Annotated in this window: 24 protein-coding genes; 6 read left to right on the top strand and 18 right to left on the bottom strand. The window is 43.4% G+C overall.

Annotated elements, in window-relative coordinates:
- Positions 1–169 precede the first annotated feature (169 nt).
- From ACQKFO_RS08290 to motA, 13 genes are all read right to left on the bottom strand, one after another.
- A complete protein-coding gene (locus ACQKFO_RS08290; RefSeq protein ID WP_427597915.1) occupies positions 170–1,159 on the bottom strand; it encodes a class I SAM-dependent methyltransferase in 990 nt (329 codons plus the stop codon).
- On the bottom strand, positions 1,156–2,472 hold the full coding sequence (locus ACQKFO_RS08285) for an FAD-dependent oxidoreductase (RefSeq protein ID WP_427597914.1): 1,317 nt from the start codon (positions 2,470–2,472) through the stop codon (positions 1,156–1,158). The genes ACQKFO_RS08290 and ACQKFO_RS08285 overlap by 4 nt, the downstream gene beginning before the upstream one ends.
- 271 nt (positions 2,473–2,743) lie before the next feature.
- A complete protein-coding gene (locus ACQKFO_RS08280) occupies positions 2,744–5,221 on the bottom strand; it encodes a PAS domain S-box protein (protein WP_427597913.1) in 2,478 nt (825 codons plus the stop codon).
- Positions 5,222–5,318: 97 nt separating this feature from the next.
- Positions 5,319–6,236, bottom strand: coding sequence for a pseudouridine-5'-phosphate glycosidase (locus ACQKFO_RS08275; protein WP_427598875.1), 918 nt, complete (start codon positions 6,234–6,236; stop codon positions 5,319–5,321).
- A gap of 34 nt (positions 6,237–6,270) precedes the next feature.
- Positions 6,271–7,365 carry a carbohydrate kinase gene (locus tag ACQKFO_RS08270; protein WP_427597912.1) on the bottom strand — a complete coding sequence of 365 codons (1,095 nt, stop codon included), beginning with the start codon at positions 7,363–7,365 and terminating at the stop codon, positions 6,271–6,273.
- A 120-nt stretch (positions 7,366–7,485) separates the two neighbouring features.
- Entirely contained in the window at positions 7,486–7,794 is a 309-nt protein-coding gene (locus ACQKFO_RS08265; RefSeq protein WP_148994972.1) for an antibiotic biosynthesis monooxygenase family protein, read from the bottom strand.
- A 1-nt stretch (position 7,795) separates the two neighbouring features.
- Positions 7,796–8,746 (bottom strand): siderophore ABC transporter substrate-binding protein, encoded by a 951-nt coding sequence (locus tag ACQKFO_RS08260; protein ID WP_427597911.1) that lies wholly within the window; start codon positions 8,744–8,746, stop codon positions 7,796–7,798.
- Positions 8,747–8,765: 19 nt separating this feature from the next.
- The gene (locus tag ACQKFO_RS08255) at positions 8,766–9,527 is read right to left on the bottom strand and encodes an ABC transporter ATP-binding protein (RefSeq protein WP_427597910.1); all 762 of its coding nucleotides are present in this window, start codon (positions 9,525–9,527) and stop codon (positions 8,766–8,768) included.
- Positions 9,524–10,474: an iron chelate uptake ABC transporter family permease subunit gene (locus ACQKFO_RS08250; RefSeq protein ID WP_427597909.1), complete on the bottom strand. Its 951-nt coding sequence runs from the start codon at positions 10,472–10,474 to the stop codon at positions 9,524–9,526. The genes ACQKFO_RS08255 and ACQKFO_RS08250 overlap by 4 nt, the downstream gene beginning before the upstream one ends.
- Positions 10,467–11,417 (bottom strand): ABC transporter permease, encoded by a 951-nt coding sequence (locus ACQKFO_RS08245; protein WP_148994975.1) that lies wholly within the window; start codon positions 11,415–11,417, stop codon positions 10,467–10,469. The genes ACQKFO_RS08250 and ACQKFO_RS08245 overlap by 8 nt, the downstream gene beginning before the upstream one ends.
- A 229-nt stretch (positions 11,418–11,646) precedes the next feature.
- Positions 11,647–13,038, bottom strand: a complete 1,392-nt coding sequence (locus ACQKFO_RS08240; protein WP_315634848.1) for a sodium:alanine symporter family protein — start codon at positions 13,036–13,038, stop codon at positions 11,647–11,649.
- Between the two features lie 360 nt (positions 13,039–13,398).
- On the bottom strand, positions 13,399–14,190 hold the full coding sequence (gene motB / locus ACQKFO_RS08235) for a flagellar motor protein MotB (RefSeq protein ID WP_427597907.1): 792 nt from the start codon (positions 14,188–14,190) through the stop codon (positions 13,399–13,401).
- Entirely contained in the window at positions 14,177–14,968 is a 792-nt protein-coding gene (gene motA, locus ACQKFO_RS08230; RefSeq protein ID WP_427597906.1) for a flagellar motor stator protein MotA, read from the bottom strand. The genes motB and motA overlap by 14 nt, the downstream gene beginning before the upstream one ends.
- Positions 14,969–15,146: 178 nt before the next feature.
- Between motA and ACQKFO_RS08225 the strand changes: the two genes are divergently transcribed.
- Positions 15,147–16,628 carry a methyl-accepting chemotaxis protein gene (locus ACQKFO_RS08225; protein WP_427597905.1) on the top strand — a complete coding sequence of 494 codons (1,482 nt, stop codon included), beginning with the start codon at positions 15,147–15,149 and terminating at the stop codon, positions 16,626–16,628.
- A gap of 48 nt (positions 16,629–16,676) precedes the next feature.
- Positions 16,677–16,862 carry a histidine kinase gene (locus ACQKFO_RS08220; RefSeq protein ID WP_148967385.1) on the top strand — a complete coding sequence of 62 codons (186 nt, stop codon included), beginning with the start codon at positions 16,677–16,679 and terminating at the stop codon, positions 16,860–16,862.
- A gap of 37 nt (positions 16,863–16,899) precedes the next feature.
- Here the strand turns inward: ACQKFO_RS08220 and ACQKFO_RS08215 are convergent, their stop codons facing one another.
- Entirely contained in the window at positions 16,900–17,277 is a 378-nt protein-coding gene (locus tag ACQKFO_RS08215) for a DnaJ family domain-containing protein (protein WP_427597903.1), read from the bottom strand.
- Between the two features lie 203 nt (positions 17,278–17,480).
- On the opposite strand from ACQKFO_RS08215, the gene ACQKFO_RS08210 reads away from it, so the two are divergent.
- Positions 17,481–17,651 (top strand): hypothetical protein, encoded by a 171-nt coding sequence (locus ACQKFO_RS08210; protein WP_427597902.1) that lies wholly within the window; start codon positions 17,481–17,483, stop codon positions 17,649–17,651.
- Between the two features lie 118 nt (positions 17,652–17,769).
- Here the strand turns inward: ACQKFO_RS08210 and hmpA are convergent, their stop codons facing one another.
- On the bottom strand, positions 17,770–18,984 hold the full coding sequence (gene hmpA / locus ACQKFO_RS08205; RefSeq protein WP_427597901.1) for an NO-inducible flavohemoprotein: 1,215 nt from the start codon (positions 18,982–18,984) through the stop codon (positions 17,770–17,772).
- Between the two features lie 161 nt (positions 18,985–19,145).
- On the opposite strand from hmpA, the gene ACQKFO_RS08200 reads away from it, so the two are divergent.
- Positions 19,146–19,601: an RrF2 family transcriptional regulator gene (locus ACQKFO_RS08200; RefSeq protein ID WP_427597900.1), complete on the top strand. Its 456-nt coding sequence runs from the start codon at positions 19,146–19,148 to the stop codon at positions 19,599–19,601.
- Positions 19,602–19,772: 171 nt separating this feature from the next.
- Here ACQKFO_RS08200 and ACQKFO_RS08195 read toward each other — a convergent pair whose 3' ends face one another.
- Positions 19,773–20,165: a hypothetical protein gene (locus ACQKFO_RS08195; protein WP_427597899.1), complete on the bottom strand. Its 393-nt coding sequence runs from the start codon at positions 20,163–20,165 to the stop codon at positions 19,773–19,775.
- 236 nt (positions 20,166–20,401) lie between these two features.
- On the opposite strand from ACQKFO_RS08195, the gene ACQKFO_RS08190 reads away from it, so the two are divergent.
- Complete coding sequence (locus ACQKFO_RS08190; protein ID WP_427597898.1) at positions 20,402–21,634, top strand: aminopeptidase; 1,233 nt, start codon at positions 20,402–20,404, stop codon at positions 21,632–21,634.
- Positions 21,635–21,976: 342 nt separating this feature from the next.
- Here ACQKFO_RS08190 and ACQKFO_RS08185 read toward each other — a convergent pair whose 3' ends face one another.
- The gene (locus tag ACQKFO_RS08185) at positions 21,977–22,558 is read right to left on the bottom strand and encodes a DUF6944 family repetitive protein (protein WP_427597897.1); all 582 of its coding nucleotides are present in this window, start codon (positions 22,556–22,558) and stop codon (positions 21,977–21,979) included.
- 187 nt (positions 22,559–22,745) lie between these two features.
- Between ACQKFO_RS08185 and ACQKFO_RS08180 the strand changes: the two genes are divergently transcribed.
- Positions 22,746–24,035: an MDR family MFS transporter gene (locus tag ACQKFO_RS08180; RefSeq protein ID WP_427597896.1), complete on the top strand. Its 1,290-nt coding sequence runs from the start codon at positions 22,746–22,748 to the stop codon at positions 24,033–24,035.
- A gap of 40 nt (positions 24,036–24,075) precedes the next feature.
- Here ACQKFO_RS08180 and ACQKFO_RS08175 read toward each other — a convergent pair.
- Positions 24,076–25,289: hypothetical protein (locus tag ACQKFO_RS08175; RefSeq protein ID WP_427597895.1), on the bottom strand; the 1,214-nt coding region annotated here is incomplete at its 5' end.

Genomic DNA, 25,289 nt, shown 5'->3' with positions numbered 1-25,289 from the left:
CGGGAAAGGGACAAATGTGTATTGATGCGGTACCTCAAAGGGGTTGTGAAACTCTTTATTATCGAGTTTCCCTATATATTTTCGACATTAGGATTATATTATCGACTAAGGATAAAACGATACAAATCGACATACGCCCAAACAAAAAAACCAATCCCCACCACAAGGATCAGTTCTTCCTGAATATCATCACATACCATCCGCCTTCTTTCACGATTGGTTCGACGGACTCCACCTTGAAATTCGTTTTACCTGCCAATGTCTCCATTTCCTTCTGAGACGGAATCGGATACAGGTTCTGGAATGTCATGAAGAAGCTGTTGAAGGCGCTGGAAAACTGCTGCCCGTGCTTTGACTTCTGCATCGGGGTCAGAACAAAGAACAAGCCTTCTTTTTCAAGCCATGTCGATGCTTTTTCAAAGAATTGCAGTCTTTCGGATGGATCGATATAGTGAAAGAGATTATTGGCCATGATCATGTCAAAGAGCTGACCGGGCTCATATTCATGCAGGTCCTTACAAAGGATTTCAATATTTTTATAGTCACTAAGCGACTCTTCTGCAGCCTTTGCGACGGCTTCATGAATCTCGATCCCTACCATTCTCTTATCAGGATGGCGATCTCCTATTCTTTTCACATACCCGCCTTCCCCACAGCCTAAGTCCAGTATAGAATTCACATTGTATTTTTTTATTGCCTTCTGCACCTTCGGAAAGGCAAAGCGCTCTAACAGGATCGACGTTTTCGCTACAGTCGAGCCATGGACATCCGAGTTGAAATGCTGCTTCGTTTGATTGCGCAATAATTGAGGATACGACAACATGGCGGGTATGTGCAGCTCCATCATTTCTTTCAGCAAAATACCTGATGAATGTGGGTCTTTCTTTGAAGTCGGCAGCTTCCAGCGGTTCCTTGTGGTGACTTTCTCATCCTCCACCCGCTTCATATGCTTGATGGTGATGCCGACCTCCACCCACTGTTCGAGGAGGTCCATTTCGATATTTTTAGCAAGTGCCACTTCCTGTATGGAGGCTGGCTTTGTAAAGCTGTCAAACAGATCCATTTCATACCCTACATAGGCATGCCAGCTGTACAGGAACGGCACATTCTTTTTCATCCAAGTTCTTGCCCGCCATACTTTCACCATTTCTCCGATCATTGTAGTGCCTCCTTCCCTTTCCAGGGGTAATCCTGGACTTCCGTAAATTTTGTGTGGGATTTTTCTTCTTCTGTCAACGAATCCTTTCTGATTGGGAGCACTCCCCCCTGGACCATCCGGTCGTACAGGGTTTCCCTCCACATGCCGAGACCGGATATGTTCAGCATCTGCTTGTATTGCGAGATTGAATCCCTTTCCATGCGCTGCAGGCTCTTGTTCCTCAGCCAGCCAACCGGGCGATACGGATACGAATAAACGAGGGCCGATAAATGACTGAGATGCATTTGATGGGCCACCCTTCTTTTCCGGACCTTCGGATACCATTCCAGATTAGCCGGATCTAATTTACCTGCTGAATACATATCACACAGCAATTCTCCAAGAATGCTCCCATCCTGTATCGCCATATTCATTCCTTCTCCTGCCATGGGGTGTACCGTGTGGACGGCATCCCCGATCAGGGCAAGATGGTCCTTCACGTAAGTTTCCGCATGATATTTCAACGGGACCATCAGCTGGATTTTCTTCCAGTCCTCAATTTGGTTCACGTACCCATCGAGATCCGGGCACAATTGGATATAGAGCTTATGAAATTCTGAAATCGGTTTTTTCCTGAGAGTTTTATATTCCCCTGCCGGGATGAGATAGACGGATCGTACTTCATCGTTTGGCAACGGGAACAGCCCCAGGAATGATTGATATGTAGAAATGATGCGTCCCTTCTTCATTTCCTTGGGCCGTGGAAATGTAACCGTCAAGAAATGATGGTTGTACTTTTTTCCCTTCACCTCCACTTCCATATAGTCACGGGTGACAGAGCTTCTTCCTTCCGCCCCGATAATGAAATCACTATGAATCTCTTGTATCTCTTTCGTCTCCCGATCCTCGATGGTCACCGTATGACCGTCTATTTTCTTACATACTGTATTCGATCGATAATGAAATGTTGGATACTCCTGCCCTTTATCCCGTAAGATCTCCTTTAACGTTTCATGATGGATCATTAATGAATAAGGGTATCGACTGGGAAGGATCGAGTAGCTCATCGTGGAATTTTCCGCTTTTGATTTAGCATTTTTCAATTCAATGAGTTCCAAATCGGAAATGATATGGCCATTTTCGAAGACGGAGTCGATGACTCCAAGGGAATCAAATATTTCCAGGCTTTTCGGCTGGAGGAGTTCGCCTTTGTATACGGAACCTGGACCTGGTAAACGTTCCACAACCGTTACGTCTATATTGCACTGCGCTAATTTCAAGCCGAGTGTCAGTCCGCCAATTCCTCCACCACTTATAAAGACGTTTGTCTCCATCTCTCCTCACCTCTTTCTCTCTCTTTAACCTTTTTCCAGTATGTTGAAACTTGGCGATGTGCTCCATCTAATCGCCATTAGTAGACAAGTTCTTAAGAATGAAAAGAGAAATAAGAAATTTGTAGAACGTACTATTTCCCGGAAAATATCAGTGATTGATAGCTTGGAACCACTCACTTTTTACAATTTTTGTCGGATTACTTCCCTTGGTTAAATCGACAAAATAAAAGAACTCCACAGTAAGAGTTCTCTCTCACATGTGGAGTTCTTTCTATTTTTCTTTTGCAATCGGCAGCAAGATCGTAACAGTCGTCCCTTCGGTTACATTGCTTTGAATCGATAGTGAGCCGTGATGCTCTTTGATGATTTTTTGGCAAATCATCAGTCCGAGACCGGTACCTTTTTCTTTCGTGCTGTAGAACGGTTCTCCTAAATGCTTCATGCGCTCCGGCGGGATTCCATTTCCATTGTCCTGGATGGAGATTTTCGCATAACCGTCTTCTTTTTCAAGCTGAACACTGAGGAGGCCCCCACTAGGCATAGCTTCCAGGGCGTTTTTCATGACGTTTAATATGACTTGTTTCATTTGATGGGAATCACAATAGATTTCCGCTTCTTCCACAGAGAACCTTACATCGACTCCTTGCTTCAGGCATTCCATCTTAATGAATTCGACTGAGCTTGTGAGCAGGGTCGTCAGGGAAGTCAGGGAAAATTGAACGGCTCTTGGTTTTGCCAATGCCAGAAATTCATTGGTGATGATTTCGATGCGATCAAGCTCTCCCTGGATGACCCCTAAGTAAAAGTCATCCTTCGCATTTTCTTTCATCAGTTGAAGGAAGCCTTTCAGTGTCGTCAGCGGGTTTCTGATTTCATGGGCCACTCCTGCTGCAAGCTGTCCGATCATCGCTAACTGTTCTGATTTCTTCAGTAAGTCCTCATTTCGCTTCTTCTCGGATAAGTCCCTTATGATGGCTGAAATTCCGATCAGGTTTCCATCGTCATTTAAGATCGGGTTCATATTAAAGGCAATTTCGATCGGTGTCCCGTCTTTTCGGTACCGCACCGTTTCATAATCCTTTATTCGCTTCCCGGCCTTGATGGTCATTAAATTCTGTTTGAATTGTCCTACCTGGTCTTCCTGGTGAATAAAAGTGATTTTATTTCCTGTAATTTCATCTTTATTCCAACCGAACATCGATTCAAACTGTTGATTGACCTTTAATACGCTTCCCTCTGGATCTAAAAGGACAATTCCGTCCCCGGCATGCTCGAAGTACGCTTCCAGTAATTCTTTCGCTTCCTTTAGTTCTTCTTCCATCTTCAGTTTTTCTGTGATGTCCTGTCCAAATCCATAAATCCCGATGACCTTGTTTTTGACCCGGATCGGGATGTTGGTGACCGCTACATGGCTTTTGCCACCTTCTCCATTTTCGAAGGTGGTGACAAACCTTGACGCTTCTCCTTCAAGGGCGACTTCAAAGTGATTGACGGCTGTTTGACGGCTGCCTTCTGCTATGAATTCACTGAAGTGACTTCCGATCATATGAGGAGATATATGATTCCACTGCGTTTTCACAGCGGGGTTCACTTCCTGGATGATCCCCTTTGTATCAACCATATAAATATTATCAGGGCTATATTTCACAATCGACTTATACTTTTGTTCGCTTTCGATCAGTTTTCTCTGAATATCTTTGATCAGGGAAATATCTGAGATGGAGCAGATGATTTCCACTACTTTCCCATCTTGTACCACTGGAACGATGGAGGCGATATATTCTAAATCCTTGTATTCATCCTCATACGTCAACTCTTCCCCTGTTTCCCATATGCGCTTTAATTTAGGCTGGATTTTACCTAAATGATGGGAGTCAAATACTTCTTCAATGGTTTTACCAATCACCTTTGAAGGAGTCAGATTTAATTTTTTCAATAGCTCCCCTGCCGCCATCTCGATAACAAATTCATTATCTCTCTTATTGATCTTGTAGGTGATTGTCTTTTGGAGCCGAAGTGTGTTCTCAAGTTCCGCTTTCAATGAAACCAGTTCGTTTTCATAGTTTTTCTTTTCCGTGATGTCGTGAAGGATGATTCCGACACTGTCGACGGTCCCATCGCTTTTGTAATTGGCCGGGGAGATTGTAATATTGCATGTAATCTTCCGTTCCTTATTCATCATGAAGGTTACTTCTTCCCCGGTTGTATTCACTCCCCTTATTCCGTTCATCACTAAGGTGATAAAGGCTTGATTCTGAAGGGGTGTTTGATTACACAGAGACTCACCCAGAACGGTATTCGGAATATGAAACAGCTCCTGGAAGGATTGGTTCATTTCCACTACTTTCCCTTTGTTATCAAGGATACAAACACACGTCGGGGTGTTGAAAATAAGAGACTCATATATGGCCGAGCGGGAGTTATTCGAATAATCATGGGAAACGTGCTTCTCTCCACACACCTCTGGAACAACCATCACTAATTCTTTTTGTTCATCTATCTGTTTACGTTTAACCGTGTAGGTATAATGATTTAATCGGATCGAACAATTCTTTTCTACTAAAATTTTCTGAAGAAGATTTTCTTCTTGCAGGGTCAATCCTTTCCACTCTTCATTCTCTACTATGAAAGTTTGGCCTTTCACATCTATTATTGCAGCCGGGACTGGAATCGAATCAACACTCAATGCATGATAGGGTTGCATATCAGCCATAGTACCTTCCTTTTTCGTAACGTTATTTACCACCATTTTACCCTACCTCTTCAAACATATAAACGGTTAATCCATTTCATAATAAAAACCTGGGCATGACCATCTGCCCAGGTTTCACTATTTTTCACATAGATTAGTAACTTTCTACCTTCGCAAGCTTTGCATACTGAACGGCAATATCTGCCCCTACATGAGCATTGTTTTTTACAAGTGCGATATTTGCTGTAAGGCTCTTTCCGTCTGTTAATTCCTTTACTTTGCCCAGGAGGAATGGTGTTGCTTCCTTTCCGGCAATCCCTTGTTCTTCTGCTTCTTTTAATGCTCTTTCTATGATTCTATTCATCTCGTTTTCATCCAGTGCGTCCTGGTCAGGGATCGGGTTAGCTACCACCACGCCACCCTTTAAGCCAAGATCCCATTTTGCTTTTAAAATGTCTGCCGTCTCTTCTGGTGTGTCAACTTTATAGTTCACTGAAAAAGGACTGCTTCTTGTGTAAAAGGAAGGTAAGGATTCTGTTCCGTATCCTAAAACAGGCACCCCTTTCGTTTCCAAGTATTCCATCGTCAAGCCTATATCCAGAATGGATTTTGCGCCTGCGCAGACAACGGCCACATTCGTCACGGCAAGTTCTTCAAGATCCGCTGAAACATCCATCGTCACCTCTGCATTTCTGTGAACACCACCAATGCCTCCTGTCACGAAAACGGAAATATCAGCAAGCTCTGCGCAGATCATGGTAGCAGCAACCGTAGTCGCTCCGTCCTTTTTAGAAGAAAGGATATATGGGATGTCGCGGCGGCTTGCCTTGATCACATCCGTCGCCTGTCCTAAATATTCAAGCTCTTCATGAGACAATCCGATCTTGATTTTCCCGTTCAAAATGGCAATCGTTGCCGGCACTGCCCCCTTTGAACGAACGATATCCTCTACTTCACGGGCGGTTTTCACATTTTGTGGATAAGGCATTCCATGAGAAATAATCGTTGATTCCAATGCCACAATCGCCTTTCCCGTCTTCCTTGCTTCTGATACTTCCTGTGAGTATTCCATATATGAATTGATATTCACGTACCTTTCCCCCTAATCAATAGTAATGACTAAACTCTTGTTGAAGCTTGGTCTTGTTCAACGTTGGTGCCACCGTAAATTTAGATTGCAGAGTAATCGACGAGCAGATCACCCCGATCCGGCAGGCTCCGTCTGTATCGGATCCTTTTAAATAACCGAATAATATTCCTGCGACAAGGGCATCTCCAGCACCGGTCACATCAGCGACTTCTACCTTGGGAGGGAGAACGGCTCTCGCCTCTTTATAAGTAGTGTAATAAATTAATCCTTGATCTCCCCGGGTAATCACGACCCTTTCCGCCCCCCTTTGAGTGATGGCTTTGGCCGCTTTAAAATAGTCACCCTCTGTCTCGATCGTCATTCCTAAATACGTTTCTGCTTCCCCTTTGTTGCATATGAACCAAGAAACCCCTTCCAATGATGTTGGCAGCTTCAACACTTTCGGTTCAGAAACCGGGATGATCGTAAGGGGCACTCCCTCCGTTTGACACCTGCGGATGATGTATTTAAGTACTTCCTCTGGAAAATTGGTGTCAAGCAGTACCATTTCCGATGAAGAAATCAATCCCCATCTCTTATCAATAAAACCAATGTCAACGCTTTCATAAATGTTCATATCAGCAAGGGCAAACAGCATTTCCCCTCGTTCGTCCAATATGGCGGAGTAAGCCCCGGTGCTTTCATTTAGAAGCCGCTGGGATGCGGATACATCGGCATACGACTTCGTTTGAGATAAAAGCCAGCTTCCTTCCGTATCTTCTCCTACAACTGTTATCAAATTGGCCAGTTTTCCTAACCGTCCTAAATTCTCGGCAATATTGCGAGCCACGCCACCACTGGATTGCTCTGTTCTAGCAGGGTTTGATGTTTCAGCAATCAATTTTCCGTCCAACTGAAGCTTCCGGTCGATATTCGCTCCCCCGATGCACGTGATCCCGTTTTTCTTCGGAAGAACATACGCACGCCCCATGATTTTCCCCTGCTTCACCAGATTCGAAATATACCCCGCAACGGCTGAGCGTGACATCCCGCTTCGCTCGGACAATTCCTGTTGAGTCATAAATGGATTTTCCTCAATATACGTCAACAAAAGCTTTTCTTTTTCGTTCACAAGCTCCCACCCCTATAAAGAAAAATAACTTTTGTTAATATTCTAAACTTTTGTTTGAATTTAGACAAGATGGAAAATAAAAGAAAAGCGTCCCGATATTACTCAGGACACTTAATTTCATTATTTACTTGCCTTTACCTCATACACATGTTGACTCGATTCAAGGATATGGTCGGGCTTAGGCTTGCCGGCACTCGCTTTATGACCTGCAATATGCTCAGGGCTCTTCTCCCAATTTTTCCAATCCGCTTCCGACTCCCATTGAATCATGACAATCACTTCTTCGTCGCCGCGGCGGACTTTTTTGACGAGGACCTTTAAGTCTATAAACCCTGGCTGCTTTTCAATCAATCCCTCACCAGAAAACCTTTCAACCACTTTAGATGATGTTCCCTCTTTCACTGCCAGGCTCTTTATTTGATAAAACATATTATAAACCTGCCTTCGCATCTTCAACCATTTGTTTCATCGATTGAAGTCCGCCTCCTGAAAGGTACCATGGGCCACCATTCAGATATACGATTTTTTCCTTTTTGTAGGCGTTCGTCTTTTGTACAAGTTCGTTTTCAATTGAATCTTTGACGCTTGCGTTAGGATCAAATGCAGCATCACGGTCGATCACAAACAGTACATCTGGATTTTGTTCCAATACATATTCAAACGTAACATTTTGTCCGTGAGTGGATTCTTCTATGTTTTCATCAGAAGGCTTGAATCCAAATACATCGTGAAGAATTCCGAAACGTGATCCCGGTCCGTATGCACTTACTTCTCCTTCATTCCCCATCAAGATCAATGCTTTGCTATCAAGGCCTCCAGTTTTCTCTTTAATGCTGTCGACCTCTGCTTGAACATCCTCTAATTCCTTCTTCATTTCATCTTCTTTATCAAAGATTTCTGCAATGGTTTCCATGTTATTCGTGAACGATTCCATGTAATTGGTATAATCCGTTTGAACATACACAGTCGGAGCGATTTTTGCGAATTCTTCATACATTTCCGATTGGCGTGCAGAGATGAAAATCACATCCGGCTTCATCGAGCTGATCGCTTCAAAATCCGCCTCTTTCAAACTTCCTACGTTCGTATAGTCTGAGCTGCTGTACTTTTCCAGGTATGGAGGAATGGTTGCTTGCGGTACTCCCGCTACTTCCACTCCAAGTTCATCTAACGTATCAAGGACACCGAAATCAAACACGACTACCTTTTCAGGGTTTTGTTTCACTTTCGTTTCGCCAAGCTCATGCTTTACTGTGATTTCTTTCGTTTCTTCATTTCCACTGGACCTCTTCGCTTCTATCGTTGATTCTTCCTTTGAACCGCACGCTGCCAAAACTACTAAGACTGTAAGTAATATTGTTATAAATGACCATTTTTTCATTTTCTTTTCTCCTCTTTTTTTATGAATTAAAATACACACAAATCCGATTGTCATTCATCTGTTGCACAGGAATATCCATATCATAGATTTCCTTTAATGTTTGGGTTTGTATGATGGTATCTGTTGAACCTTCTCTAATGACCTTTCCGTTTTTCATCGCTACGATTCTGTCTGAATAAACAGAGGCAAAGTTAATGTCATGCAGGACGATGACGACCGTCTTTCCCAGGTCATCTACTAATCTGCGCAGAATTTTCATAATCTGGACCGAATGCTTCATGTCCAGGTTGTTCAGGGGTTCATCCAGGAGAATATAATCGGTATCCTGGGCGATGACCATGGCAATGAATGCCCGCTGCCTTTGCCCACCTGATAATTCTTCTAAGTAGTTCCCCTCTAAGTCCACCAGATTCATATAATCAAGCGCCTGGTTAACTGCCCTCTCATCATCTTCTGTCAATCGTCCTTTCGAATAAGGAAATCGTCCAAACGATACCAGTTCCCTCACCGTCAAACGGACGTTAAGAAAGTTGGATTGCTTTAAGATCGCGACTCTTTTGGCAAGATCGTCTGAATTCATTTTCCTGAGATCGGCCTGATCCAGTATGATTTCACCACTATCTGAATCTAGCAAACGGCTTACCATTGATAATAGGGTAGACTTCCCGGCACCATTCGGTCCAATGAACGAAGTGATTTGACCAGGTTGAATCGTGACAGTCACGTCTTCAACCACCAGCTTTTTCCCGTAAAACTTGGACAGCCCTCGAATGTGTATCATTTGGCTTTACTCTCCTTTAACAAAAGATATATAAAGTACATTCCTCCGATGAAGTTCACAATCACGCTTAGAGTCGTGGAAAACGTGAAGATCCGTTCTACCATCCACTGTCCGCCAACGAGGGCAATGACACTCATCAAGCTCGCACCGGTAATGAATATGCTATGTTTGTAGGTCCGAAAGAATTGATAAGCTAAGTTCGCGACAATCAACCCGAAAAAGGTAATCGGCCCGACCAAGGCGGTAGAAACAGCAATGAGCACAGATGCAATCACCAGCATACGACGCACCATCTGATCGTACGGGACGCCAAGATTAATGGACATTTCCCTTCCCAATGACATGACATCCAGGTAATGGATCTTTCTCCAGCCAAACATCATCACGATGGTGACAATGAAAAGGGCAAGCCAAACCAGATCTGCATTAATGTTATTGAAACTCGCAAACATCTTATCCTGAACCATTAAAAATTCATTGGGATCAATCAACACTTGCAGGAATGTGGTGATGCTTCCAAAGAATGTACCAACGATGATTCCGATCAACAATAAAAAATAGATTGGTTGATTACTATGACGAAATAATAATTGATACAGGATAAGGGCAAATACAATCATGGCTGTAATCGATAATAAGAAGTTTATATTCTTGTTTATGACAAGTATGTGATCCGATCCCAGGAAAAAGATCATTACTGTTTGAAGAAGAAGATAAAGAGAATCAAGCCCCATAATACTCGGTGTTAAAATCCGATTATGTGTGATCGTTTGAAACACGACCGTTGAATAGGCGATCGCGACTCCCGTAATGACCATGGCAAGCACCTTCATCCCCCGCCGAGGCAGTGCATAATCATAGCTTCCATTTAGCTCGTAAAATAAATAAACACCACAGAATAATAGAGAAATCCCCAGTAAAATAAGCATTTTCCAACGATTACGCATATGCCTTCCTCCTTACCAGCAAGTATAAGAAGATGGCACTGCCGATGACCCCAACCATTAAACTGATCGAAATTTCATAAGGGTAGATGATGACCCGACCCAAAATATCACAGACAAGAAGGAAGATGGCTCCAAGTAAGGCCGTATGAGGTAATGTCTTCTGTAAGTGATCTCCTTTAAAGATGGAAACGATATTGGGTATGATCAACCCCAGGAATGGAATCATCCCGACGGTCAATACGACTGTCACCGTGATGAGCGCAACGAGAACGAGACCAATATTCACTATTTTGCGATAAGAAACACCAAGGTTCTTTGAGAAGTCCTCCCCCATCCCGGCGACAGTAAATCGATTCGCATAAAGATAAGCAATGATCATAATGGGAATGCTTATGTATAAAAGTTCATATCGACCTTTCATGATTAATGAGAAATCACCCTGCAGCCATGCCGCCATATTTTGAATCACATTTGCCTTGTAGGCAAAAAACGTTGTCACCGAAGATAACACATTCCCAAGCATCAACCCGACGAGGGGGATAAAGACTGCATCCTTGAACTTGATCCGATCGAGTATTTGCATAAAAAGCAGCGTGCCGGCTAACGCAAATGCAAAGGCAACAATCATCTTCTCAAGTATCGAGGCATTCACAAACACAATCATCGATACAAGGATCCCAAGCCTGGCAGCATCTATGGTTCCGACTGTCGTAGGGGATACAAACTTGTTTCGACTCAAGCTTTGCATGATCAAGCCTGCGATGCTCATTCCCGCACCAGCAAGTAAGATCGCAAGCAATCTCGGTAATCGACTGATGAGAAAAATCTGTGTCTCTTCGGATTGAAATTGAAGTAAATCCATCGGTGTAATATGGCTCACTCCTACAAATAAAGACAGGAGTGAAAGCAAGATGAGGGTAATAAAAAGGTAACGTTGCTTCATGACTATCCCCAAAACTTTTATTGAATATAATTGATATTGAAAATCATTATCAACTAATACAAACCTATATTACAATAAGGTTTCAAGAGGAGTCAACAACTAAATGAAAATCATTATCACTAATTCCATAATCATCCACAACTGGAAAACGGCTCAAAATACGCAGTACAGTTAGAATTACACACAAAAAAAGACTTGCTCCCCCTCTCGGAAAAACAAGTCTTCTGAACTATGAGATTTTCTTTTCTTTTACCTTGCCAGTGTCTTTCATGTAATACTCATCCGAGGTAAAGAATTCATGAGTAAGCCTCTTCACTTCTTTACTTAAAAGAAGGACCGCAATGATATTCGGAATTAAGATCGCTGCAAGGGCTAAGTCAAGGAATTGCCAAATGACTTTTGCTGCACCAACTGAACCAAGCACGATCGCAACCGTATAAACAATTTTGATCCCTTGTGCTGCTTTATAGCCGAATAGAAACTCTGCCTGCTTTGCTCCATAAAAGACGATGACGATAATCGTCGATAGTACGAAGAAAATCAATGAAATCGTAACGAGGATACCACCAAACTCCCCGAAATAACTAGAGAAAGCTTCTGTTGTTAGTGCTGAAGGATCATCCAATGCATTCTCAGCAGTCCAGACCCCTGAAGATAACACTACGAAGGCCGTTGCTGTACAAACGATGATCGTATCAATCACGATTCCAACGATTGCCCATAGCCCCTGCCTGACAGGGTGATCGGTTTGTGCAGCAGCATGGGCAATCGGTGCCGTTCCTAGTCCTGCCTCATTGGAATATAACCCACGTGCAAATCCCCAACGGATCGTCTCAGCCACTGCCACACCGGCGAACCCACCCATTGCAGACATTGGTTGAAATGCGTTCGACAGAATCAGACTGAAGAATTCCGGCACTGCATCAATATTCATAAATAGGATGACCAATGCGCTTCCTACATAGATCAGAGCCATGAATGGTACAAAAATTTCCGTCACTTTACCTATACGCTTTATGCCGCCAAATACGATTAATACAACGATGAGGGCAACGACAATGCCCGTGATAAGTCCATCAACATTAAATGTTTCTTCTACCGTTGATGCTACAGCGTTCCCCTGCACCATCACACTTGGAATCAGCTCGATCATAAGGGCGAAGGCAAACCATACACCGAGCCATCTCATGTTTAACCCTTTCGTCATGTAGTACATGGGACCGCCAACGTACTCTCCCTTTTCGTTCTTCTCACGATAGCGAACCGCAAGTACACTCTCGGAAAACTTAAGGGCCATCCCGATTAAGGCAATCACCCACATCCAGAAAACAGCTCCCGGCCCACCAAACATGATCGCTGCCGGTACCCCGACAATATTCGCTGCCCCGATGGTGGATGATAGAGCCGACGTCAATGCCTGAAGCGGCGTCACCGTTCCCTCGCCCTTTGGCTTTTTAAAAACGCTCCCTATCGTTTGCTTAAATATGTAGAGGGGATAGCGAAATTGTATGAATTTCAATAAAAACGTCAGGTACAAACCCGTTGCACCAAGGACAATGATTAATGGAGGTCCCCATAACCATGCCGAAACTTTACCTATGATGTCAAAAAACGTATCCAATCGTGCTCCTCCTTTTTAGTAGAGGCAGTGGCTAAGGTTTGGAATTGGTGGTTGGGGCAGAAGTAAATGATCGTTCAAAAGTATGTATAATGTCCTTCACTTTCATAAATGAGACCCCTGTTCCTGAAAAATTAGCCACAGCTTCTAAATGGTTTTTCAAACTTTTCCCTAAATTTGGTGGTGTGAAACATTTTGTTTGAAAATCGGAAAATATGAGGATGATTTATTTGGTGAAAGTCTATTAAAGAGAGTTTTGAGAGGGGTGGCCATTCGACAAAACCCGTTCATTTCCCCGGAAATACGGCAACTTCTGACCAATAAAAAAATCTGCAGCCAACTTCTGACTGCAGATCCTGATTCTTATTCTGAAACCCTGGGAAGAATCAATACTTCCACCCTGCGGTTTTGCCCACGGCCTTCTGATGTAGCATTGTCGGCAATCGGTTCAAATTCTCCGAACCCTTTAGCACTGAACCACTGGGGATCAAGCTTCGGATTGTCCAAAATGATTTTCATAAAATTGACGGCCCTCATGACGCTTAGCTCCCAGTTTGAATCGTATTCGGCATTACTGATCGGCACGTTGTCCGTGTGACCGCTAATGATGATGTTCCGTGGGGGATTCATTTCAAGGAGTGCCGATAATTCACCTGCCACACTCAGGTCACTGCCTTGGACTATGGCTGATCCCGAGGCAAACAGCACATTGTCCCGGATCGTGAGAAGCAATCCTTCATCGGTAAGCTTCGTGACGAATTGAATCTCCAGATTATTCGTTTTGATATACTGATTGATTTTTTCCTGAATTTCCTTTAACTCTTCCTGATCCTTCAGAAATGCCTGCTTATCAAGCTCTTCCTTACTTAATTCCTTCTCTTTTTCCTCATCATTCCCTGCAGAGGCTGCCTGTTTGCTTTCCTGATCGCTCGACTGCTGGGGTGCTACTGGACTGGGGTATTCCATCATTCCGGTTCCCCCCGTGAAAATTTCACTAAACACCTGGGAGAGTTCCCTGAATTTCTGTGCATCCACCGAACTTGACGCATAAAGCACGATAAACAGGGCAAGTAACAGGGTCAGCAAATCCGCGTAAGGTATCAGCCAGGACTCGTCCATATGCTCGTCGTCATGTTTCTTCTTACGCCGCCTCATCCTCATCCCCCTTTAACAACAATATTCGTTCACTTGCCGGTAAGTAGGATGCCAGCTTCTGTTCGATCACCCGCGGCGATTCTCCCTCGATGATCGACAGGATCCCTTCTACCATCATCATTTTCATCTGTACTTCACGCTTTGACTTACGCTTCAGCTTGTTGGCAAATGGATGCCACAGAACGTAACCCGTGAAGATACCGAGGAGTGTTGCAACGAAGGCCGCGGAAATGGCATAACCAAGTTCATCCGTATTGTCCATGTGACTGAGGGCCGCAATAAGCCCAATCACCGCTCCAAGTACCCCGAGGGTCGGTGCATAGGTACCCGCTTGAGTGAAAATGAGCGCCCCGGCACTGTGTCTCTCTTCCATGGCATCGATTTCTTCATGCAGCACATCCCTTATATAATCAGCGCTTTGTCCGTCCACCGCTAATGAAAGTCCGTCCCTCAAAAAAAGATCATCGACTTCCTGGGTTTTGGCCTCGAGTGCAAGCAGTCCTTCTTTTCTTGCAAGATCTGCCAGTTGGGAGAAAAATTGAATGGTTTGTTTCGGGTCCTGCAGTTTTTGTTCTTTGAAAAGTATACCGAATAGCTTCGGGACTTTTTTAATTTCATGGGTTGGAAAGGCAATGGTCACTGCTGCCACCGTTCCAAGTAAAATAATCAAGATGGCTGCAGGGTTAAGCAAGGCAACAGGGCTCACTCCTTTGAAAACCATCCCTACTCCAACCGCTATCAATCCTAAAATGACTCCTATCAAAGACGTCTTATCCATCGATCGCTCCACCTTACTCTTTGTAGTCTACTACTAATATCGGATGGAACTTCTAATTATTGATAGATAAAAGAGTTCGAAATTTTCTCTCGAATTACCGTAAACCGTTATGAAAGCGCAACCTATTTTTGTCGATATATGTAATATATAGGTATTTATATTAAAGGAGAGAACTGTCATGACCCCAAAGCAATTGAAAGAAGTCGATAGTAAAAGAAAAAATCTGCTGCTCCTGATCACTTATTCCATCAGCCTGATCGCAGCCCTCACGTATTCCATCATGAATGAGTCAGGGATCATTACCGTAACGGTATTCGCATCACAGATCATCATTCTCGCCGCATATTTCATTGTGTTGCAGCTAATGTTGAAAAAACCACATTCCTTTGTATATTTCAGCATTCCCACTGTTTATGCCATCATCGGAATCTGGCTTTTTTTAGAAGGGTCCAATCCAAACGAATTGGTCATCTTATTATTTTTGGCTGTCATCAGTGCGATTCATTTTAATCCAGTGATCTTTGGGATCGGTTACGTGTCCGGACTCGCCTTATTCATTTTGAATGGCGCCCTTGCACCTGCAAACGACCCGATTTTCACAGAATTATTCATCCCTGCTTTACTTGTATATGTACTATTGGGGACGGTCCTTGGAGTGGTGATCCACTTGAACCGAAATCAATTCAAACAGCTTCAGGAATTTATCAAAATGACAGAAAGCGAAGGCATGAAAAAAGAAGAACAACGAAACTTTCTACAAAAAGAATTAGCGACCATCTCAACAAGCATTCATCAAATCAACGAGCAGATACAAACCCACCTCGTCTCACATGATGAAATGAGGACGGCCGTGAATGAAATATCAGCAGGAAGCGTCACACAAAGTGATCAGATTAACAACATTGCTGCTGTTTCCGAGACGACGATGAGTAAAATGGATGAGGTTTCCAAGCTTTCAAACAATCTGACTGCCCATTCCACACAAGCGAATTCCATCGCTGTTTCAGGCAGTGAACGTGTCACTTACTTGCAGGAAAACATGATTGAGTTGAAGAATATCATTGAAGGCCTTCGTCAAACTTTCAGCGAATTAACAAGCAAAATTGAAGAAACGAATACGTTCATTGGAAGCATTCAAGACATTACGGACCAAACCAATTTGCTCGCTTTAAATGCGTCCATTGAAGCGGCGAGGGCAGGAGAAGCCGGGCGGGGATTCAGTATTGTAGCCGATGAAATCCGGAAACTGGCAGAGATTACGCGAAACACGGCCACCCGCATTAACGACAATCTCGCTTCTGTTAACTCAGTGAACTCTTCTGCTGTCGAAATCATGAATCTCAGCTCAGAAAAGCTGGATGAAAATGTCGGGGCAACCGGTGATGTAACAGAGTATTTCACGACACTGCGTGAAAAGCTTGCTTCCCTGTCAAAAGAGTTCGAGACCTTAACTTCTACTGCATCAGAAGTAAGTGGCCAAACAGAAGAAGCTGAGCTATCGACGAAAGAGCTTGCAGCTGTCATTCAACAGACCTCTGCAGGGCTAGAGGAAATCAGCGCTACCATTGAAACCCTTCATGGTGATAACCGTATGATCGCTCAATATGTTCAAGAAACCGCCACAAGTGCCGAACGGATTCAACGCAGTGTCGACGTGTAAAATGTGATAAACTAAAAGCATCATTAGAGTACTAAAGGATGTGGCACCTTGAAACGAAGAATCATCATGATGATTCCCATCATGTTTATCGTAGCCGTGGTAGCAAATTGGATGCTCGGCAAAGGATACTCTGAGATCCCTTCCGAAGCCAAAACCATGATCATCATTGGAGCGGCCCTCTTATCTGGAGTGATCTCATTTTTCTTATTTAAAGATGAGCCCGAGAAGAAATAAATAAACACCACTTTCCTAGTCGAAAGTGGTGTTTTCATTATTTCAGGAGCTTATTTTCAATTTTATGTTCATAATTTTTGAATAGTGAACCATTCGTTTTGATTCTTTTCTTCGAAAGCATCGCGTTGTATTTGAGCATGTTTTCACTCAGGCTTTTTTTCAGCTCCTGCTTCTCCAGGTCATCATCACATACCCGCAACAAATCTTCAATGCGCATCATTTCTTTTTTCACATTCATTTCATCCGTTGAGTAGCCTACATTCTTCATCATCCGATGGGCCATCTTCAATTCCTGGGGCACTCCTAAATCATCATCTAAATTAAGCGGTTTACCGAATCCCGGCAGCTCTTTAAAGTCGCCATCCTCATAAGCCTTCTTAATCCGTTGCTCGGACATGATCATCGAAAAATCCATTGATAATCCCCCCTACTCCAAACTATTGTGGTCGCGGCTCGTCTCAGACCTATCGATCACTCCCCACTTGTTACCAATAGTATATCCAAAAAACTCAAGGTTTGTATGCATAAGATGAGTCTATTTTCTGACAATTCATCTTCACATATTTTCGAATGAGCTGGAAAAACTACCTGTATCACGGATGAAAAGGAGTGGCTGACATGGCACGAGGAAAATCGTTCGAATCTAAGAAAAAGGGACATCCAGGAAACTTCCCTCAGAATAGTACACCAGAGGGAAAACACTCAGAAGACCCAGCTGGGGATGAAGAACTGATTGTGACCCAGGAAGCGTTTAAAAACCGGGTGGATGAGGACGAACATCGACTGTAAATACAAAAAACGCCAGGAAATCCTGGCGTTTTCTGTTTGAATGGCTGAATTCGGGAACTTCATCACTTTTATTTTCAACTTTGGATTTTATTTTCAAATCCAACCCCCGAACCGCTTTTTATACACTCACACTTTCCTTCTTCGATAAATCCATCGCTGGTCCGAAGAACTCGAAGTGAATGTTAGCTTCAGGAACTCCCATCTCTTTCAATGTTGTGATGACAGCTTTCATAAATGGGACCGGCCCACATACATAGCATACCGTTTCTCCATCCACATATTGTGTAAGGATTTCTTTGTTCACATATCCTTTATAATGACCTTGAGATTCGTCACGTGGATTTTCGTAAATATAGCACGCTTCCCCATTCATCAACTCTTCCATTAAACCGTCGACATCTTGTCTAAAGGCATGTACCCCTTCATGTTTACTCGCATGAACAAAGGCAGTTGGGCGTTCCGGTTTCGTTCGAGCGACCGTTTCAAGCATACTAATCATAGGCGTGATTCCGACACCTCCGCTTATCAAAGCAACTGGTGATTCGCAATCCGTTAAATAGAAATCGCCTGCCGGTGCACTGACTTCAATCTCACTTCCTACGGCGACCTTGTCATGTAAGTAGTTAGACACTTTCCCTTGAGGATCGAATTCGGCTTCTCTTTTAACAGAAATTCTGAAGAGGTTTTCCATAGGCGCGCTTGATAAACTGTACTGACGGATATGGGTGAACTCTTCACCGGGAATGGTCACCCGAACAGAAATATATTGACCCGGCATGTAGGTTGGGACCTTGCCCCCTTCTTTTGGTTGAAGATAGAAAGAGGTAATACTACCGCTTTCCACTACCTTTTTCGCTACGATAAACGGTTTAAAGTCTCTGTATCCGGCGTCTTTGTTCTCCGTTTCTTTGTACATCTCTTCTTCTACATCAATAAATACCCCGGCGATTACACCGTATGCTTCTCCCCATGCTTCAATGATCTCATCTGTCGCTGCGTCTCCAAGAACTTGCTTGATGGCTTGCAGTAAATGCTCGCCAACGATCGGATAATGCTCAGGCTTAACGCCTAAACTTCTATGCTTGTGAGCGATTTGTTTTACAACAGGCAGGATCATCTCGAGCTTATCGATATTCTGTGCAGCTGCATACACCGTATTGGCTAGTGCGGTTTGCTGTCTGCCCTTTTTCTGATTGGCATGATTGAAAATATTTAGTAATTCCGGATGATTAGTAAATAAATTTTTATAAAAAGTGGACGTAATTTCCGTTCCTTTGACTTCTAGCACAGGCGCAGTTGACTTCACGATTTCAATGGTTTTTTGAGATAGCATTTTGGTCACCTCTAAAGATATATTTTAAATACATCTTTAGCGTACTCCTCTTTTTTACACAAAGCAATATATAAAATACATCTTTAACAAAACAGCCACATTTAGACACAAACATGCTTCCTTCTGTATAATAAATGTATCGGATCGGAAAGGTGAGATAAATGAGACTAACTTTATACACTGACTACTCACTGAGAGTCCTAATCTTCCTGGCATCAAAACCAAAAGAAGAACTCTCTAATATAAAAGAAATCGCTGATGCCTACAGCATCTCAAAGAATCACCTGATGAAAGTGACGTATGAACTGGGGAAAAACGGTCTGATTGAAACGATCCGCGGCAGAAACGGCGGCATCAAACTGGCACAATCCCCGGAAGATATAAATATCGGAAAGCTCGTCCGGACCACAGAAGAAGACTTCCATCTTGTCGAATGCTTTGATGCTAAAAACAACAGCTGCGTCATCACTCCAGTCTGCGGACTTAAGCATGTACTCGGAAAAGCGTTAAACGCCTACCTCTCTGTCCTTGATGAATACACCCTGGCCGATTTGATTCAAAACCCGATGGACTACAGGTTCCTATTTCAAGAGCAGCAGGACGAAGCTTCCACCTAGTTATGAAAACTCCTCTCCATTTCAATGGGAGGAGTTTTTTGTTTGGGATGGAGAAGTGTCCAGATTGCACCAGTTACCTTTCACACGATATGTACCTGGTACAACTTAACCACAAATCACTCATAACCAAAACCAAAAAGCCTGTTTTCCAACTGAAAACAGGCCCTTCTCCTACTTCTTACTCTCACTATATTTAAATGTCATGAACATGAATAGGAAAAAGCTGAGTAATAACGTGCTTCCCCCTACTATATAGAAGACCATCGTGAAGCTTCCCGGCAGGTTGAATGGATTTAAGTTATACATCCACATTCCAACGGTTAATCCAAGCGAACCGATGATTGCAGTCCAGACATGTGCAAATGCCAGTTTCGAAGATTTCGGCACTTGATAGGAACGATAATAAGATGAATATGCAAATAAGCTTAACCAGCCGACTACTAAAATATGAGCATGAATGGGCTTAAACGCATATGATCCGGCTCCTGCCATATGAGACCCAAGAAATGCTCCAATAAACCCATAGATGGCAGACATTCGTAATAATAGAACGTTCCACTGCACTGTTTCTTCCCCCTTTTTGATCTGAAGTATTGCTTCAATTATTATAGTATAGTTTCCCCGAGGTTCGCTATGTTTCTTGTTCGGATGCCACAGAACGTTCATTTTCACCGCGCACGATACAAATACTTTTCCATTCTTTCGCATACGATAGAAAGATGGGTGTAAACACTTGCAAACGGTGCCCGCACTGATACAATAAGAATGTAATAGAACATTCTGAAAAAAGGAGAATACATATGACTAATTTCCAACAAAATCTTGAGAAATACGCAAGTCTTGCTGTAGAAGTCGGCGTCAATGTTCAAAAGGGTCAGACCCTGGTCATCAACACGTCCATCGATTCGGCAGAATTCGTCCGCTTAGTGGTAAAGAAAGCCTATGAAGTAGGAGCTAAGCACGTGTATGTGAACTGGAATGACGATATTGTCAACCGCACGAAATATGACCTTGCCCCTGACGAAGCATTCCAGGAGTTCCCTCAGTGGAAAGCACGTGAAGTGGAAGAGCTTGCTGAAGGCGGAGCTGCATTCATGAGCATCGTGTCTTCAAGCCCTGATTTGCTTAAAGGGGTAGATCCAGATCGTATCTCAAACTTCCAAAAGGTAGCTGGAAAAGCAATGTCCAAATACCGTCAATTCATTCAATCTGACAAAGTAAGCTGGTGCGTACTGGCCGCTCCTTCTAAAGATTGGGCTGCAAAAGTATTCCCGGATGCTTCTGAAGAAGAGCAAGTGGACTTACTTTGGGAGGCCATCTTCAAAGCAGTCCGTGCCGACCAGGCTGACCCTGTCCAGGCATGGAAGGATCACGACGCAAACCTTCATGAAAAAGTGGAATACCTGAATGACAAAAACTACAAAAGGTTGCACTACACGGCACCGGGGACGGACCTTACGATCGAGCTTCCTCAAGGTCACCTGTGGGTAGGAGCAGGAAGTGTGAACGAACAAGGAACCACTTTCATGGCCAACATGCCAACGGAAGAAGTATTCACCGTTCCATTAAAGACAGGTGTGAACGGAACAGTATCAAGCACGAAACCACTTAGCTACGGTGGAAATGTAATTGACAACTTTACGATTACATTTGAAAACGGCCGCATTGTAAACGTTAAGGCGGAAGAAGGCGAAGAAATCCTGAAGCGCCTTGTGGATACAGATGAAGGATCTCATTATCTTGGGGAAATCGCCCTTGTTCCTCATCAATCCCCAATTTCTCAATCGAATGTGTTATTCTACAACACATTATTCGATGAGAACGCATCAAACCACCTTGCGATCGGTAATGCCTATGCATTCTGTATCGAAGGCGGAAAGAAAATGAGTGAAGAAGAGCTTGAGAAGAATGGCTTGAACAACAGTATCACTCACGTTGATTTCATGATTGGTTCTGACAAAATGAACATCGATGGAATTAAAGAAGACGGCTCGACTGATGCAGTATTCCGCGATGGCGGTTGGGCGTTTTAAGATTTGACTGTGGAGGATCCCGGAAGGTGGTTTGGCTGCCTTTTGGGATTTTTTTATGGGGATGAGGTTGGATTGGAAGAATATCGCTTGACTGAGCGCTCAATCCGTTGGGTGTAACTGGAAAGTGACGCATAGATTGAAATTTTGACGCAATAATTTTGAAAAACGACGCATAAATCAAAATATAGACGCATATAATAATATTTTGACGCAAAAAACCTGTAAAAAGACGCAATCCTTTCCTTTCGATCTGGGGTATCCTTCTCCCATGATCCTCTCTACCTTCCAATCATCACGTTATCAGCACATTTTGAAAGAAATCCTCCCCTTCCGGTTAAAAGCTCACCCATACTGCTTCGTCAATGCAATGGCTGCAATCGTCGCACCTGCTGCCTGGGCATAGCTTCCGAATGCGGTGATCTGTAATCCGATATCCTTCATTTCGTTTAAAATATATACTTCTCCTATCGCTTCAATTGCTGCACCAAGGGATTGAAGTGAATTTCCAGCTGCAAGAAGATCTGAAAACTCCCGCGTACCCAACGTGGCCCCATAGGCTTCCAGTCCTGCCCCTAAGGATTGGATGGTGTCACCAAATATATCAAGATTCAATCCTTCCTCTTCTCTTCCTTTAAATTGGAGTTCAGCTGCTGCGACATTGGTTACATTCCCTGAAGCTTGAATCCAATCACCGATCACTCTTAACGTTTCTCCAAACGAACCGTCCGACAGCTTTTCCGCTCCCACCCCCTGAAGTGCATTTCCTGCCGCTTCAAATCCGTTTCCGATAGAGACCAACCGAAACCCGAGAGGCTCTTGACTGTATCGTTCTTCTTGTATGACCATGGTTTCGCCAATTGCTGCAATCACCGTTCCGATCACCTGCGTCCAAGCACCAGTAATAAGGATAAGCCTATCGATCACCTCCATCCACCGTTCCTTTCCCCATCAATATTTTTATTGTATTCAAAAAGGAGAAATTGGTATCTTTAGACGCCGCCTCAACATGAGTAAATATTTTGTAAATACCAGTAAATCAGTCTTGTTTATTTTGTCCTATCGAGCTATGATATTCTAGTTCATCTAGCGTTTCATGAGGGGAGGAATTTAGATGAGAATTCGGGATTGGGACCGTAATTTAAAGGTCCGGCTGTTTGGGGAAGCAGCGATCAACATTACGTTCTGGATGTTCTTTCCGTTTTTGACGATTTATTTTACAGAGTCATTCGGGAAGCAGACGGCAGGATTATTATTGGTGCTTTCACAGGTATTCGCTGTACTCGCGAATCTGATGGGAGGCTATTGCGCGGATCGCTTCGGGCGTAAGCGGATGATGGTCATTTCGGCCTTCGGACAAGGCTTTGCCTTTTTAATCTTTGGCCTTGCCAGTTCACCTTGGCTCGATTCAGCCATGATCGGCTTTATCTGTTTTAGCTTAGTAGGGGTATTCGGTTCGTTTTATTGGCCGGCAAGTCAGGCGATGGTCGCCGATGTGGTGGATGAAAAGGACCGCAGCCATGTGTTTGCCGTCTTTTACACGTCCATAAATATCGCGGTAGTCGTAGGACCGATACTTGGCGGGATTTTCTATGTTCACTACCGCTTCGAGCTTTTAATTGCCGCTGCGCTTATTTGCATGTTCTTAGCTCTTCTTTTATATAAAATGACGAGGGAAACAGCACCCAGAGACACTAGTAAGCTATTAGTGACAGAAGGAAAAAAGAAAGCCTGGCATAGTGTGATATCAGATCAGATGAAGGATTACAGTGTTATTTTTAATGACAAAACGTTTTTATTATTCATATTAGCAGGGATTCTTGTGGGTCAAACGTTTATGCAACTGGACCTGCTGATTCCCGTATATATTAAAGATGTGATGGATCAAGCCACTCTGTTCAGCTTCGGGGACTGGTCATTGACCCTTGTGAGTGAGCAGGTATTCGGGTTAATACTATCTGAAAATGGATTCCTGGTGGCCCTTCTTACAGTGGTCATCACGAGATGGATCACTAAATTCCGTGAGCGCAATGTGTTCATCCTATCCTCTGTCATCTACGCCGTTTCAATCTTTATGTTTGGACAAACAAGCTCGGTTTGGATGTTTGTGATTGCCATGGCGGTGTTCACATTCGCAGAGCTCATGACAGCAGGTATCCAGCAAAGCTTCGTTTCAAAGCTTGCACCGGACCATATGAGGGGACAGTATTTTGCCGCAGCCAGCCTGCGCTTCACAGTTGCGAGAACGATCGCACCTCTATCCATCACTCTATCGCTTTATGTGGGATATGATTGGACATTTATCATCCTGTCGATCCTTGCTCTGGTGAGTGCAGGACTCTTTTTCATCATGTTCGAGCGCTTCGAAAAAGAAGAATTGGAATTGAAGAAAGCTGTTCAATAAAAAAGGAATGATCCATTGAGGATCATTCCTTTTTCTCATATTACAGTCCTAAATTAGAACCTTCATCATCAGACTGTAGCATTGTATTTAGACCAAGATCTGTCGAAAGACCAAGGTTGAACTCAGAGTCTGAAGAATCTTCATTCTCCCATTGAGTGTAACTTGCATCTGCATTTACACCAAGGTTAGACATTAGAGAAGATTCATCTTCTTCATCAGAAGTCAAGAATCCAAGAGTTGTATCTGTACCAGCATTTAATCCAGCACTTGTATACTCTTCTTCTTCAGAATCCATTGATTCAGCCCATAGTCCTGCTTCAACTGCGTTCATGACATTAGTGGCAGATTCGTTATCTTCATCGTTCGTCATAGCACCTAGCATCAGGTTGTTTGCTGCGTTTGTTTCAAACTTAGAATAGTCGTCGCTGTTTTCAACTGTTGTCATAAGAGAAGTATCTTTCATCGCTTCTACTTTAGACGAGTCACCATCTTCTTTATCTTCTGTTCCCAATACAAGACCATTTGTCGATTCAGTACCAAATGAAGCTTTAGAAGAATCGTCTTCTTCGTTGCTTTCAGCACTTACCCAAACATTTGAATCGGTCATAGCATCAGCCATTACTTCATTCTCTTCATCAGATGCAGAAGCATTCAGACCGGAAGTAAGGTTTCCAGAAGTAGTAGTGGCATAAGAATCATCTTCTTCATTGTACATTGTTTCGTTCATGATACCAGCGTCAGTATTAGCTCCAACTTCCGCTGATCCGTCTTCCCCTTCAACAGCTGCGTTTACATCTTGTGAGGCTCCCGCTTCTGTTTTGGAAGTGAAAGAATCATCTTCTTCACTGTACATGGTTTCATTCATGATTCCAGCATCCGTATCTGCATTCACTTCTGCTGATCCGTCTTCCCCTTCAACCGCTGCGTTTACATCCTGTGATGCTCCCGCTTCTGTTGTTGAAGTAGCTGCATCTTCTTCTACTGTTGTTTCGTTCATAACAGCTGCATCCGTATCTGCATTCACTTCTGCCGATTCATCTTCTCCTTCAACCGCTGCGTTTACACCCTGTGATGCTCCCGCTTCTGTTTTTGAAGTAGCTGAATCTTCTTCTACTGTTGTTTCGTTCATAACAGCTGCATCCGTATCTGCATTCACTTTTGCCGATTCATCTTCTCCTTCAACCGCTGCGTTTACACCCTGTGATGCTCCCGCTTCTGTTTTTGAAGTAGCTGAATCTTCTTCTACTGTTGTTT

The organism is Rossellomorea sp. NPDC071047 (assembly GCF_050270195.1).
Lineage (GTDB): Bacteria > Bacillota > Bacilli > Bacillales > Bacillaceae_B > Rossellomorea.
This window is presented reverse-complemented; position numbering and strand designations above follow the sequence as displayed.

Excerpts from the sequence above, each read along its gene's own strand:
- ACQKFO_RS08225 (WP_427597905.1), top strand. The coding sequence starts at position 15,147 with ATGACCCCAAAGCAATTGAAAGAAGTCGATAGTAAAAGAAAAAATCTG.
- ACQKFO_RS08250 (WP_427597909.1), bottom strand. The coding sequence starts at position 10,474 with ATGCGTAATCGTTGGAAAATGCTTATTTTACTGGGGATTTCTCTATTA.
- ACQKFO_RS08190 (WP_427597898.1), top strand. The coding sequence starts at position 20,402 with ATGACTAATTTCCAACAAAATCTTGAGAAATACGCAAGTCTTGCTGTA.
- ACQKFO_RS08260 (WP_427597911.1), bottom strand. The coding sequence starts at position 8,746 with ATGAAAAAATGGTCATTTATAACAATATTACTTACAGTCTTAGTAGTT.
- hmpA (WP_427597901.1), bottom strand. The coding sequence starts at position 18,984 with ATGCTATCTCAAAAAACCATTGAAATCGTGAAGTCAACTGCGCCTGTG.
- ACQKFO_RS08215 (WP_427597903.1), bottom strand. The coding sequence starts at position 17,277 with ATGGATTTTTCGATGATCATGTCCGAGCAACGGATTAAGAAGGCTTAT.
- ACQKFO_RS08245 (WP_148994975.1), bottom strand. The coding sequence starts at position 11,417 with ATGAAGCAACGTTACCTTTTTATTACCCTCATCTTGCTTTCACTCCTG.
- ACQKFO_RS08265 (WP_148994972.1), bottom strand. The coding sequence starts at position 7,794 with ATGTTTTATCAAATAAAGAGCCTGGCAGTGAAAGAGGGAACATCATCT.
- ACQKFO_RS08210 (WP_427597902.1), top strand. The coding sequence starts at position 17,481 with ATGGCACGAGGAAAATCGTTCGAATCTAAGAAAAAGGGACATCCAGGA.
- ACQKFO_RS08290 (WP_427597915.1), bottom strand. The coding sequence starts at position 1,159 with ATGATCGGAGAAATGGTGAAAGTATGGCGGGCAAGAACTTGGATGAAA.
- motA (WP_427597906.1), bottom strand. The coding sequence starts at position 14,968 with ATGGATAAGACGTCTTTGATAGGAGTCATTTTAGGATTGATAGCGGTT.
- ACQKFO_RS08280 (WP_427597913.1), bottom strand. The coding sequence starts at position 5,221 with ATGGTGGTAAATAACGTTACGAAAAAGGAAGGTACTATGGCTGATATG.
- ACQKFO_RS08275 (WP_427598875.1), bottom strand. The coding sequence starts at position 6,236 with ATGGAATACTCACAGGAAGTATCAGAAGCAAGGAAGACGGGAAAGGCG.
- ACQKFO_RS08285 (WP_427597914.1), bottom strand. The coding sequence starts at position 2,472 with ATGGAGACAAACGTCTTTATAAGTGGTGGAGGAATTGGCGGACTGACA.
- motB (WP_427597907.1), bottom strand. The coding sequence starts at position 14,190 with ATGAGGCGGCGTAAGAAGAAACATGACGACGAGCATATGGACGAGTCC.
- ACQKFO_RS08180 (WP_427597896.1), top strand. The coding sequence starts at position 22,746 with ATGAGAATTCGGGATTGGGACCGTAATTTAAAGGTCCGGCTGTTTGGG.
- ACQKFO_RS08200 (WP_427597900.1), top strand. The coding sequence starts at position 19,146 with ATGAGACTAACTTTATACACTGACTACTCACTGAGAGTCCTAATCTTC.
- ACQKFO_RS08255 (WP_427597910.1), bottom strand. The coding sequence starts at position 9,527 with ATGATACACATTCGAGGGCTGTCCAAGTTTTACGGGAAAAAGCTGGTG.